Source organism: Halorubrum sp. SD683 (assembly GCF_002135045.1).
Taxonomy (GTDB): domain Archaea; phylum Halobacteriota; class Halobacteria; order Halobacteriales; family Haloferacaceae; genus Halorubrum; species Halorubrum ezzemoulense.
In genome coordinates this window covers 1-12,311 of sequence record NZ_NEWJ01000027.1, presented here as the reverse complement: position 1 = coordinate 12,311, position 12,311 = coordinate 1, and the positions used below count along the sequence as shown (strand labels likewise).

13 protein-coding genes and 1 pseudogene are annotated in these 12,311 nt (G+C 69.8%); 3 read left to right on the top strand and 11 right to left on the bottom strand.

Annotated elements, in window-relative coordinates; translation table 11 throughout:
• Positions 1-11 precede the first annotated feature (11 nt).
• The 9 genes from B9G49_RS08745 to B9G49_RS08705 form a co-directional block, all read right to left on the bottom strand.
• Positions 12-1,259: an MgtC/SapB family protein gene (locus B9G49_RS08745; RefSeq protein ID WP_086216106.1), complete on the bottom strand. Its 1,248-nt coding sequence runs from the start codon at positions 1,257-1,259 to the stop codon at positions 12-14.
• A 159-nt stretch (positions 1,260-1,418) separates the two neighbouring features.
• Positions 1,419-2,381, bottom strand: a complete 963-nt coding sequence (gene artA, locus B9G49_RS08740) for an archaeosortase A (RefSeq protein WP_049931130.1) — start codon at positions 2,379-2,381, stop codon at positions 1,419-1,421.
• Positions 2,382-2,502: 121 nt separating this feature from the next.
• Entirely contained in the window at positions 2,503-2,955 is a 453-nt protein-coding gene (locus B9G49_RS08735; RefSeq protein WP_049931127.1) for a transcription elongation factor Spt5, read from the bottom strand.
• A complete protein-coding gene (locus B9G49_RS08730) occupies positions 2,955-3,131 on the bottom strand; it encodes a protein translocase SEC61 complex subunit gamma (RefSeq protein WP_006628863.1) in 177 nt (58 codons plus the stop codon). The genes B9G49_RS08735 and B9G49_RS08730 overlap by 1 nt, the downstream gene beginning before the upstream one ends.
• A 61-nt stretch (positions 3,132-3,192) precedes the next feature.
• Positions 3,193-4,353, bottom strand: coding sequence for a cell division protein FtsZ (gene ftsZ, locus B9G49_RS08725; RefSeq protein ID WP_004598343.1), 1,161 nt, complete (start codon positions 4,351-4,353; stop codon positions 3,193-3,195).
• A gap of 145 nt (positions 4,354-4,498) precedes the next feature.
• Complete coding sequence (locus B9G49_RS08720; protein ID WP_086216105.1) at positions 4,499-5,965, bottom strand: D-aminoacyl-tRNA deacylase; 1,467 nt, start codon at positions 5,963-5,965, stop codon at positions 4,499-4,501.
• A gap of 88 nt (positions 5,966-6,053) precedes the next feature.
• The gene (locus B9G49_RS08715) at positions 6,054-7,004 is read right to left on the bottom strand and encodes a calcium/sodium antiporter (RefSeq protein WP_086216104.1); all 951 of its coding nucleotides are present in this window, start codon (positions 7,002-7,004) and stop codon (positions 6,054-6,056) included.
• A 110-nt stretch (positions 7,005-7,114) separates the two neighbouring features.
• Entirely contained in the window at positions 7,115-7,309 is a 195-nt protein-coding gene (locus B9G49_RS08710) for a hypothetical protein (protein ID WP_049931121.1), read from the bottom strand.
• A gap of 50 nt (positions 7,310-7,359) precedes the next feature.
• On the bottom strand, positions 7,360-8,268 hold the full coding sequence (locus tag B9G49_RS08705) for a PhzF family phenazine biosynthesis protein (protein ID WP_086216103.1): 909 nt from the start codon (positions 8,266-8,268) through the stop codon (positions 7,360-7,362).
• A gap of 264 nt (positions 8,269-8,532) precedes the next feature.
• Between B9G49_RS08705 and B9G49_RS08700 the strand changes: the two genes are divergently transcribed.
• Positions 8,533-9,879, top strand: coding sequence for an alkaline phosphatase family protein (locus B9G49_RS08700; protein WP_086216102.1), 1,347 nt, complete (start codon positions 8,533-8,535; stop codon positions 9,877-9,879).
• Positions 9,880-10,019: 140 nt separating this feature from the next.
• Positions 10,020-10,529: a hypothetical protein gene (locus tag B9G49_RS08695; protein ID WP_086216101.1), complete on the top strand. Its 510-nt coding sequence runs from the start codon at positions 10,020-10,022 to the stop codon at positions 10,527-10,529.
• Between the two features lie 59 nt (positions 10,530-10,588).
• On the opposite strand, the gene B9G49_RS08690 is transcribed toward B9G49_RS08695, so the two are convergent.
• The gene (locus B9G49_RS08690) at positions 10,589-11,329 is read right to left on the bottom strand and encodes a hypothetical protein (RefSeq protein WP_049931344.1); all 741 of its coding nucleotides are present in this window, start codon (positions 11,327-11,329) and stop codon (positions 10,589-10,591) included.
• A gap of 140 nt (positions 11,330-11,469) precedes the next feature.
• Between B9G49_RS08690 and B9G49_RS08685 the strand changes: the two genes are divergently transcribed.
• Positions 11,470-12,132: a DUF6517 family protein gene (locus tag B9G49_RS08685; RefSeq protein ID WP_086216100.1), complete on the top strand. Its 663-nt coding sequence runs from the start codon at positions 11,470-11,472 to the stop codon at positions 12,130-12,132.
• A 78-nt stretch (positions 12,133-12,210) separates the two neighbouring features.
• Here B9G49_RS08685 and B9G49_RS16225 read toward each other — a convergent pair.
• Positions 12,211-12,311 (bottom strand): annotated as a pseudogene (locus B9G49_RS16225) (IS1595 family transposase); the annotation flags it as partial.

The window sequence follows — 12,311 nt, the reverse complement described above, 5'->3', positions numbered from 1 at the left end:
TCAGCGGGCCCTCACAACAGCAACAGCGGCGCCCCCGCGACCACGCCCACGGCGATCAACAGGAGGTTCCACAGGAACACCGGCCTGACCAGCTCGCGCGCGATGCTCGCCGCGAACGCCGTCTTCACCAGGATGCTGGCGGCCGTCCCGGCGACCACGCCCGCGACCGCGGTGTCGACGCCGATCTGTCCGGTCCCGAGCAGCGAGACCGCCGTGGTCGTCGAGGTCCCCGACGACACCAGCCCCGCGAGGAAGGAGGTGGCGACGAACCCGCCAGCGCCGAACGTCCGCTCGGCGACCGCGGAGGCGAGCAGCACGAGCAGGAAGAGCGCGCCGAACGTGAGCGCGTTCCCGAGGCTGAACGGCGAGGTGAGCTCCGCCTCCATCGTCGTCCGCCAGTCGCTCCGCCACACGGCGACGCCGATCCCCGCGACCGTGATCGCGCCGAGCGGCACGCCGACGACGAGCGCCGCCTCGGGGACGAAGACGGCCACGACCGCGGCGTTCCGGAACGCCATGGCGGCGTTGGCGAGCAGGATCGACCCCACCGCGATCTCGCCGAGGTCGGCGCGCCCCTTCGCGCGCTTCGCCATCTCGGCGACGACCGCCGTCGAGTTGACGAGCCCGCCGAAGAACCCAGTCACCGCGTAGCCGCGCCCCTGATACCGCTTCACCAGCACGTAGTTGACGAAGCCGATGGCGCTGACCGCGACCACGAGCGACCAGACGAGCCGCGGCTGGACCGCGTTCCACGGGTCGATCGTCTCGGCGGGGAGGAGGGGGAAGACGACGAACGCGAGGATGGTGAACTCCACCGCGCTGCGCACCTCCTCGCGCGAGAGCCCCCACGCGAACTGGTGGAGCTCCCGTTTCAACACCAAGAGCAGCGACGAGAGCACCGCCACCGTCACCGACTCGATGAACAACTCCTCGGCGACGAGCACCCCGACCCCGTACGTGACGAGCAGCGACGCCGACGTGGTCAGCGAGAGCCCGTCGACCTCGGCCTCGACGAAGCTCCGGACCGCCAGTAACACCGCGCTGGCGACCACCAGCACGCCGCCGACGACGAGCAGCCCGGGCTCGTCGACGAGCGAGAACACCGCCGCCGCGAGGCTGACGAGCGCGAACGTCCGGATCCCCGCCGACTTCTGCGACCACTCGCGCTCCAGCCCGAGGAACATGCCGAGCGCGGTCGCTAACGCCAGCTTCGCGACGTTCGTCTCGAGGTAGACGAACGGGTCGACCCCGCCTATCACCGCCGCCCACCTCCGCGCGACCGCGCTCTCGGACCGGCGCCCGACGGTCCGACTCGCGCCCTCGTAGTCATGACCGACCGTTCCGGCCCGCTACGTCTATAGCTTGCTATATAGTAATCTATAGTATCTCCAAAGCGGGGCCGTCGCGGACCCGCCGCCCTATCGGTTCGTCGGTTCGCGCGGCAGGTCGAGCGCCTCGGTCAGGTCGTGCTCCTCGCCGGTGATGAGGTAGAGCACGTCCTCCAAGATGACCGCGAGCTCGGGTAGCTCGCGCACCGCGAGGAAGGTGATCGCGATGAGCGCCACGACCGCCAGCAGCTGGCTCATGATCCGGTCGGAGATGAGGAACGACACCCGGTACGGGTCGGTCGCGCCGAACATCGTCATCACCAGGTCCGGGTACCAGTGCATGTACTGGTTGCCAGACACCACCGAAATGAACGTCGTCCGGAAGATGTTCAGGACGTAAATGAGCGGGATCGACACCGCGAGCGCGCGGAGCTTCCGCGCGAGCGGCGCCTCGACGGCGGCGACGAGGCCGCCGAAGATGGCCATACTCCCCAGCCCCGTACACGCCAGTACGATGTGGATGATGACGGTGTGGCCGTCGTCCAGCGTCCACGAGTACGCCGCCTCGTACCCCTCCCTGCTCGTCACCGCCTCCGGCGCGTACCCGAGCAGGTCGATGAGCGCACCGGTCTGCGTCGCCACGACCTCGATGAGGATCCGGCGGGGCTCCGGGACCGCGACCCCGCCGACGGTGAACGCCGGGATCGTCTCGAACGGGAGGTAGATGAAGAGCATGATCGCGATGGCCCGCGTGAGCGTGAAAAGCGACGCGCGCCCGTCGTAGAGGAGATACCCCGCGTACACGCTGGCGGGGAAGCCGACGAGCGCGAGGATCGACTCGACGTAGCTCTGGTGTTCGAACGCGAAGTACGGCACCGTCGACAGCCAGAAGAGCCCGAACAGCGCCCACGTCCCGGCCGCGAGCGCGCGACCGGCGGCCAGCCCGCGCTCGTCGAGCAGCCACGCCGTCGCGAAGAGGATCGCGACGATCCACGCGAACGTGAACGTGTCGGGAATCACGCTCAACACCGCCGGCGCGCCGTGGCCGAACATATCGCTACGGTCCGTCGTCGTCGAATAAAGCCCTTGTCGTTGCGTGCGATCTCGGCGTCAGACGGTCGGGCCGGCTCGCACTTCCTCGTCCGCCGCCGCGCCGATCGGCCGGCCGGAGGCCTTACCGTTCCTCGCTGTCGAGGACGCGGATCTGGTCGCCGCGGACCGTCACCGGAATCGGGACGGTCGCCTCGTACAGCTCGACGGTCACCTGGTCTTTCCCCTCGTCGATCCGCTGGACGCGCGCCTTCTCGCCCTTGAACGGGCCGGCGATCAGCTCGACGATGTCGCCCTCGGCGATCCCCTCCACGTCCGGGGTCGGCGAGAGGAAGTGCTCGACCTCGGAGAAGGGGCTCTCGGCCGGGCCGTCGCCGCCCTGAATGACGCCGCGGGCGTGCGGAATCTCGTCGAGAATCCGGCCGAACGCGGCCCCGTCGGTCGCCTCGACCATCACGTAGCTCGTGAGCTGGTCGGGGGCGATGACGGCCTGGATCTCGGGCGTCTCCTTCTCGGCGAGCATGTCGGCGACGGTGCGTTCCTGGCTCGCCGTCGTCTTGACCGAGTAGATCGGCATTACGCGCCGACCCCCGGGAGGAGGCTCATGATCGCGAACATCAGGAAGCCGATGAACCCGATGAGCAGGATCCCGGCGCCGGCGATCTTCGACACCTGGAGGAACTCGTCGGTGCTCGGCGTGCTCGCCAGCTTCAGCACCCGAATGTAGCTGTTGAGGTCGTACGGAACGTCCATGTTACCAGCGAATTCGAGACGAGACGGTTTTTACCTTTTGATGCGGCTCGGGACGGGGCGACTACTCCACGTAGTCGATGTCCTCGACGTCGGCGGAAGCGGCGCCGCCCTCCGGCGGTTCGCCGTTGCTCCCGTAGATTTGCGGCGACTCGACGCCGGTGACGACGATCATGGTTCGCATCTCGCCCTCGAGCTCGTCGTCGACGGAGGTCCCCCAGATGATCCGGGCGTCGGGGTCGATCCGGTCGTATATCTCCTCGACGACGCCCTCCGCCTCCTCGATGGACATGTCGGTGCCGCCGGTGACGTTCACCAGCGCGGAGTTCGCGCCCGAGATGTCGACGTCGAGCAGCGGCGAGCGCAGCGCGGACTTCACCGAGTCTTGCGCCTTCGAGTCGGAGTCCGACTCGCCGAGGCCGATCATCGCGACGCCGCCCTTCTCCATGACCGTGCGAACGTCGGCGAAGTCGAGGTTGACGAGCCCGGGCATCGTGATGAGCTCCGTGATCCCCTTCACCGAGCGCATCAGCACCTCGTCGGACACCTTGAACGCCTGCCGGACGGGGAGCTTCCCGACCGCGTCGAGCAGGCGGTCGTTGGGGACGACGATGACCGTGTCGCTCACGTCGCGGAGGCGTTCGAGGCCGGCCTCGGCGTTCGTGCGTCGGACCTCGCCCTCGGCCGTGAACGGGGTCGTGACGATGGCGATGGTGAGCGCGCCAGACTCGCGGGCCGCCTTCGCGACCACCGGCGCCGAGCCGGTCCCGGTGCCGCCGCCGAGCCCGGCGGTGACGAACACCATGTCGGAGCCGTCGATGGCGTCTTGGATCTCCTCTTGGGACTCGATGGCGGCCTCCTCGCCCACCTGCGGGAGGGAGCCCGCGCCGCGCCCCTGCGTCTTCTGTTGGCCCATGAGGATCTTCGTGTCGGCCTCGATGTTGACGAGGTGCTGGACGTCTGTGTTGGCGGCGACCAGCTTCGCGCCGTGGATCCCCTCCTCAGTCATGCGGTTGACCGTGTTGCCGCCGGCGCCCCCGCAGCCGACGACCGTGATGTTCGTCTGGAGGTCTTGGAGGACGTCCTGCAGCTCGTCGTCGGTCATCGTCCCGGTCTGTGGCGGCGCGCCGGCGCTCCCTCCGGCGGCGCTCTCGCCGGCTCCCCCGGCGTCCTCTGCGGGGGCCTCTTCGGCTTCGTCGATGGCGTCCTCAACGATGGAGTCCATTATGTGGTGTCGTTGCGACCCGGACGTATTTATTTTTGCCCGATCGTCTGACGCAGGTCGGACGCCGAAATCTCCGGCGTTCGCGGCCGACCCGAGCGAGTACGGCTGACGCGGTCGATCCGCCGGCCGCACGGGCTTTTATAAATTATTTGAGGGCGTCGCCGTCGATCGGGAACCGCTCCGTCCGCGCTCGCGACACGTCGTCGGGTTCGACGGTCTCGCCGTCGACTTCGACCGCCTCCCCGTCGGCGAGCCGGCCGAACGCCGGCCCCTCCGGTACGCCTCGTTCGGCCGCCAGCGACGGGTCGAACGCGGTCTCGCGGGCGACCACCGCGTTCCGGTCGGCCGCCACCTCGACCGCGTCGTACCCGGTCTCCAACACCGCCGCCAACCCGTCCACGAGGTCCGCGTACCCCGGCGTCTCCGGAGTCGTCGCGAACGCGACCCGCCCCGCCGCGCGGGTGCCGCCTTGTTCCGTGTCGAACGCGACGGCGACGCGCTCGACCGCCTCCCGCGTCGCGGCGGCGTCGAGCCCCTGCGCCCGCGAGCATAGGTCCGCCGGAAGGTCGCGGACCCGGACCGCTGCCCCGTCGCCGCCGGTGCCGTCCGCCCGGTCGCCACCGGCGTCTTCCGCCTCAGTCCCCGCCGTTTCGGGGACTTCGTCGGCGACCGCGCCGAACCGCAACCCCTCGTCGACCGGTCCGATCGCCGCCTCCAGCCGCTCGACGAGCGGGATCGGAGCATCGCCGACCTCGCGGACCCACGTCTCGCTCACAACCCGGTGACCGAGGTCCTCGACCACCGCGGCGAGGTCGGGGCGGTCACCGTCGATCACGGCCCGGTCGGCGCGGCTCCGCTCGAAGGCGGCGTCGATCACGTCGCAGTTCGCCTCGGGCTCGCCGAGGTCGGCGAGCGCCCAGTCGGCGCCGACGTGCCCAACCGCCCACTCGGTCTCGCGGACGATACGGGTGAACCGCGGCGCGTAGTGGCCGCCGCCGAAGCCGACGACGTGACGGGGGCGCGGCGCGGTCGCGGCGTCGGCGACGCCCTCGCCGACTACGTCCGCGCCGGTCCCGCGCAGGTCGAGGACTGCCCGCGCGACCGCCGCGGCCGCCTCGGGGTCCTCCCACTGCGGCTCGTCGGAGCCGAGTTCGACGAACAGCGACGGCACGGAGACGCCCGTCGGCCCGTGGTGGGTACACTCGATGCCGACCTCGTACCCCTCCGGGGCATGTCGCGCGAGCGCCTCGACGGCGCGCTTCTCCGCGCCCGGCGCGGCCCGCGCCAGCGACTCGGGGTCGCCCCCGTACTTCGCCTCGCCGAAGTTCCCGGTGGCGTGCGCGGTCAGGAGTTCGCCCGTCTCCCCCGAGTGTCTGGAGACGAACGCGAGGAACTCGGGGTCGCAGTCGAACGCGGCGGCCGGGTCCGACAGGCGGATGTGGAGGTCGTCGAACTCGCGGAGCTCGAACCCCGCCGCCCGGTAGTACGTTGCGCCCCCGTCGGCGTCGGGGCGCGACTCGTCCTCGCGCGCCTCCCAGTCGCCGACCTCGAGCAGCCGCTCGCCGATGTGCGCCGAGGCGCTGTCGGCCCGGCTGACGACGATCGCTATCACGACGCCGACTCGGTCGCCCGCGACGGAATAGCCGTCGGTTCTGCTCCGACTCCGCGGGGGCGCGTCGACCGGGGTCCGGCCGTCCGCGCTACGGGAGCAACAGATAGACGAAGGCCCCGTATCCGACGGTGAGGACCGCGCCGTCGACGCGGGTGATCCGCTCGCTGTACGCCATGATGCCGACGATGACGGCCGTGAACGCGAGCAGCGCGGGGAACTCGAAGCCGCGAACGCCCGGGGCGACGCCGATGGGCGTCACGACGGCCACGATGCCGATGACGGCGAGGATGTTGTAGATGTTCGAGCCGACGACGTTACCGACGCTGAACTCCGCCTCGCCGCGCACCGCGGCCACGACGCTGGCCGCCAGCTCCGGCAGCGACGTGCCGAGCGCCAGCACGGTGAGTCCGATGAAGATGTCCGAGAAGCCGGCGGCCGCCAGCAGCGACTCGCTGCCGTCGATCAGCCACCGCGAGCCGAGGACGAGCGCCGCGATCCCGGCGACGACCATCGCGATGTCGCGGGCCCTCGCGTCCGGCATCTCGTCCCGCTCGCTGTCGGTGATCGCCGACTGGTTCTCCCGGACGCGTCGCAGCACCGCGGCGGTGAACGCCACGAGCGTCCCGAGCAGCACGACGCCGTCGAGGAACCCGATCCGCCCGTCCCAACCGAGGCCGACCAACAGCAGCGCGGCCAGCACCATGAACGGGACGTCACGGCGAAACACCGTGTCGGAGACGTTGAGCGGGCGGATCAGCGCCGACACCCCCAACACGAGCCCGATGTTCGCGATGTTCGAGCCCACGATCGCGCCGAGTCCGATGTCCGTCGACACCGTGACGGCGCCGAGCAGGGAGACGAAAAGCTCCGGGGCCGTCGTCGCGAACGCCACGACGGTGACGCCGACCGTCGACGCCTTCAGCCCCACGGCGAGCGCGAGGTCCCTCGCCCCCGCGACGAGCAGTTCGGCGCCGGCGTACAGGAGGGCGACGCCGACGGCGATCAACAGCAGTTCGAGGAGTGGCGACCCGGGCAGCACGGCTCCCGGTTCGCAACCGCGTTTCAAAAGGGTCGTGATCCGCGACCGCCCGAGGTGGCGGCCGTTACCGTTTCGCTACGAGGCGGGTCTCGGCCGCCCCTTCGATCGGTTCAGGCGTGTCCCGCCCGGAACTCGCCGTGTTTCACGCCGATCGCGAACGCGAGCCCGCCGAAGACGAGCATCGACGGGACGACCATCATCAGGGTCGTCTGGAGGGGCATCATCTCCGCGCCGATGAGGCCGCCGGCGCCGACCGCGACGATCAGTACGAGGATCGCTGCCGCGCGTGGAAGGTCGAATTCCATGGTTTCGGTACGTCGCGAGCGATGCTAAACGTTCGGTCTCCGCGACGGGATCACGCCTCGATGATCTCGTCGTCCTCGCCGCCGGGGATCCGGATCTCACCGTCGAGTGCGACCGTCGCCCGGCCGCCGACGCGGACGCCGTCCGCCCCTACTCGCACGCGCACGCGGCCCGGTCGGTCGAGGAAGTGGCCCTGCTCGAAGCGGAGCTCGTCCGGCTCGTCCCCGTCGAAGGCGTCGACGTGACGGAGGTATCCGCCGACCGCTCCGCTCGCGGTGCCCGTGACCGGGTCTTCGGAGATCCCCAGTGAGGGCACGAACGCCCGACCGTGGGCCGTCGAGTCGGCGTCGAGCGCGTCGAAGGAGAACGCGTACACGCCCGCGACGTCGAACTCCTCGGAGAGGCGCTCGACGGCCGCGTCGTCCGGGTCGGCCTCGCCGAGCCGCTCCAAGAAGTTCACTGGGACGACAAGGAACGGGAGGCCCGTGGACGCGACCGCGGCGGGGAGGTCCGCGCCGACGTCGCGGAGCGCGGCGGGGTCGACGCCGAGCGCGGCCGCGACCCGGTCGAGATCGACGTCGACGACCTCGACGCTCGGCGCCTGCTGTCGCATCCAGACGGTGCCGTCGTCGTCGACCGCGACGCTGAGGTCGCCGACGTTCGTGCGGAGCGTGCGCTCGCCGCCGTCGATCGCTCCCTCGGCGAACAGGGCGCCGTAGATCGCGATCGTGGCGTGCCCGCAGAGGTCGACCTCCGTGGTCGGCGAGAAGTACCGGAGCCGGTCGTCGGCCGCGCCGTCGGCCCCGGTCAGGAAGGCCGTCTCCGAGGCGCCGAGCTCGGCGGCGACGGCGGCCAGCTGTTCGTCGCTCAGCCCCTCTGCGTCGGGGACGACGCCGGCGGCGTTCCCGGCCAGCGGCTCCGCGGCGAACGCGTCGACGAGCAGCGCGCGTCGGGTCTCCATGTCGAACCCCTCCGAGGTCGCGAACAAAAAGCCTCCCGAGGCGCTCCGAGGCGGACGGGGCCCTTCCCGAGCGGAGCGGCGACGCCAGTGCGCGGTCGTCGCGGGTCCAGGGTCGTCGCGGGTCCGGGGCCGTCGCGGACGCCCCGGTCGTTACCGACATGACGAACTCGACCCAACAAGCGCTTCGACTCCGAGGCCCGTCGGACCGCACTCCCCGGAGCGTCCGATGTCAATCCTTTTGCCCTCGACCGCAGATGAGTGTGTATGGGCCTCTTCGACCGGCTGCGAGGGAGCGACACGCCGCGCGTGGCGTTCATCGGGATCGACGGCCTCTCGTACCGGCTCGTCGCCGACAACCCGGAGACGTTCCCGACGCTGTCGGCGATCGCGGACGACGGTGAGGGGGGACAGATCGACAGCATCGTCCCGGCGGAGTCGAGCGCCTGCTGGCCGAGCCTCACGACGGGGACGAACCCCGGCGAGACCGGCGTGTACGGCTTTCAAGACCGAGAAGTCGGCTCCTACGACACGTACGTGCCGATGGGACGCGACGTGCAGCGCCCCCGGGTCTGGGACCGCGCGACCGACGCGGGACTCGACGCGACCGTCATGAACGTCCCCGTCACGTTCCCGCCGCAGCGGACCGTCCAGCGGATGGTCTCAGGCTACCTCTCCCCCGACCTCGACGCGGCCGCGCATCCCGACGAGTTCCGCGAGTACCTTGCCGACAGCGACTACCGCCTGTCCGTCAACGCGAAACTCGGACACAAGGCGGACAAGACCGCGTTCCTGGACCACGCCCGCGAGACACTCGACGCCCGCGCCGAGGCCTTCGAGCGGTACGTCGAGCGCGACGACTGGGACCTCTTCGTCGGCGTCTTCACCGCCCCCGACCGGGTCAACCACTTCCTGTGGGGCGACTACGAGGACGGCGGCCAGTACCGCGAGGACCTGCTCTCGTTCCACGCCGCCATGGACGAACACGTCGGCTCGATCCGCGAGGCGCTCCCCAGCGACGTCACGCTCGTTGTCGGCTCGACGCACGGGTTCAGGCGCCTGCGGTACGACGTGTACTGTAACGAGTGGCTCGAACGCGAGGGGTGGATCTCCTACGCGGACGACGACCCCGACTCGCTGGCCGACGTCGACGACGACGCCCGCGCGTACTCGCTCGTCCCCGGCCGCTTCTACCTCAACGTGGAGGGCCGCGAGCCGAACGGCGTCGTCCCCGAAGGCGAGTACGAGGCGACGCGCGCGGAGCTACGCGAGGCGCTGGAGTCGTGGACCGGCCCCGACGGGAATCCCGTCGCAGACCGCGTCGTCGACCGCGAGACGGTGTTCCGCGGCGACCACGCCGCCATCGCTCCCGACCTCGTCGTCCTCCCGAACGACGGGTTCGACCTCAAGTCCGGGTTCCGTCCCCACGACGGCGTCTTCGACCCCGACGGACCGCGGACGGGAATGCACGCCTTCGACGACGCCGCGCTGTTCGTCGACCACCCTGACGCGACGGTCGACGACGCCGACCTCCTCGACGTCGCCCCCACCCTCCTCCGACTGCTCGACATCGACTACGGCCGCACGGACTTCGACGGTGCCAGCCTCGTCTGAACGGCCCCGACGCCTTCCGCAGCCTCGTCTGAACGGCCCCGACGCCTTCCGCAGTCTCGTCTGAACGGCCCCGACGCCTTCCGCGACGGCCGCACGCCGTGGCCGACCGAATTGAAGTGACTCCACCCCCACCGACGGGTATGGAACGCACCCCCGACGGGACGCCCGTCGGCGTCGACGACCCCTACGCGGCCGCCGGCGTCTGCGACCACCTCACCGACGACGGCCGGTGCCGCTTCGCGCTGACCCGGGCGGGCGACGATCCCGAGTTCGCGGCCGCCCGACGCGCCGACAGCTACGACTGCCACGTCGGTGCCGACGGCGAGTGGCGCGCGTGCCCCCACTATCGGTCGACGACCGACGCGAAGACGTGTGTCCGGTGCGGGCTCGAAAACGTGCGCCTGGCTCACGACGACTCCCGCCCGCTCGTCGAGGAACACCACCTCTCGTACGGCGGCGACGACTCCCACGAGATCACGGTCGGCCTGTGCCGCTGGTGTCACGCCAAAGTCCACGAGTCGATCGCCCGCATCGACGACGACGCGAGCCCGGATCCAGAAGCGATCGCCGAACGCGAGCGGCGGCGAGAACGAGAGCGCTCGGCGTCGGCGTTCGAAACGGCCAGCGAGACGTACGATTTCGACGAGTGAGGAAGCCGCACGGCCGTAGAAACGGGGCTCCCACCTCGACCGCCCGTCCGAGACTCCAGTCAGGCGTCTTCGGCCGGTCGGATCAGGTTCGCCAGCGCGACGAGCAGTCCGAGGAACCACCCGAGCGGAACTGAGATGCCGATCCACATCAGGACGTATCCCAGTCCCGGTAGCCCCCACTGCTCGCCGAAGGTCTCCAAGTCGAACGCGCCGCGGAGCGTCTCGTTGATCCCGCCCACCGAGAGGAACGTGTCGAGGATCCACCGCGCGAGCTCGTAGCTCGGCGGGAGGATCAGCTCCTCTAACGTCGGCGTGACGAGCGCCGCGACAACCGGCGGTAAGAACAGCGCCGTCATCGCGAACGGGTACGCGAGCAACACGCTGACGAACCGCCCGCCGAGCTTCGAGAAGCCGGCGGCGAAGGCGGCCGAGACGACGGCGACCGCGCTGGCGGCGCCGACCGCAATCACGGCGTCAAAGGGTAATTGAAGGTGCGTGATTACCGTGAGCGTCCCCCAGACGACGGCGGCGACGACGACCGCGCCGGCGACGCCGATCCGGGTGACCGCCGAGTCGAGCTTCGCCGCGTAGTAGCGCGTGGCGAACCCGACGAGCAGCAGTGGGTACGCGACCGCGACGAGCGGCGCACCTAGCACGGCCCAGAGGTAGTAGCCGACCGACTGCACGGCCGTCTCGGGCTTCCACTTCCCCAGGACCGCGCTCGGGTCGAGCTGTCGCGGGAAGACGACTTCCATCCACGTCTCGTGGAGGCGGACCACGTCCAAGAAGAGCGCTTCCACCAGCCCGGTTTGTCCTCGGCGTTCCATTTGCCTCACGTCGCGCGCGGCCCGACGTGAACTTTGTGCCTTCGGCTGCGGGGTTCTCGCGACCGATACCCGCGCCGATAGGCTTAAAGAACTGCGTAGACCTACCCGAACGCATGAAACGACGTGGGCTGCTCGCGGCGCTCGCAGCGTCGACTTCGGTCGCAATCGCCGGGTGCGCCGGCGAGGACGGGAGCTACGAGTTCGACGCCGAACCGGCGAGCATCCCGGAGAGCGCGTACGCCGAGGGGTTCTCCGGTGAGGATCCGGAGTCGTTCACCATCGATCAGGGGTTCAACGCCGCGGGCGTGAACGCGGACGTGTCCGCGACGACGTGGATCGCCCGCTACACCAACCAGACGGTGGGATCAGCGCTGTTCGTGGCGAGTACCCCCAATGCTTCGATCGGCGGGCAGTCGGTCAATCCGCTCGTCCGGGCCGACGACGCGGAGCTCATCCGGCGGCTCCTCAGTCAGGTCGACCAGCAAGGGATCGGCGGCAACGGCACCGACATCCAAGCCGACGACATCGAGAAGCGCGGTGAGGAGACTCGGACGATCCTCGACGAGGAAACCTCCGTCTCGATCCTCGAAACCACCGTCAGCGCGGAGGTCAGTGGCGACGGCGGTCAGAGCGGCTCTGTCGAAGACATTCCCGTCCTCGTCTACATCGGCACCGTCCAGCACGACGACGACGTGATCGCGCTGGTGGGCGTCCATCCCGTCGAGATCGACCAGTCTGACCAACTCCTCTCGATGATGGAAGCGGTCGAGCACTGACCGCTTCTAACGACCGCTTCGCCTTCCCACCCACGTTCCACCCGTTTTCGAACGCTCTTGTGTAGCACATTGTTGATTTCAGAGAGCGGCTTTGACGGCGTCTTTGAGCGCTTCTCGTCCGGGTTTGCGGTAGAGTTCTCGTCTGAGTTGGAACGCTCGGAGATACTGTGTGAGACGAT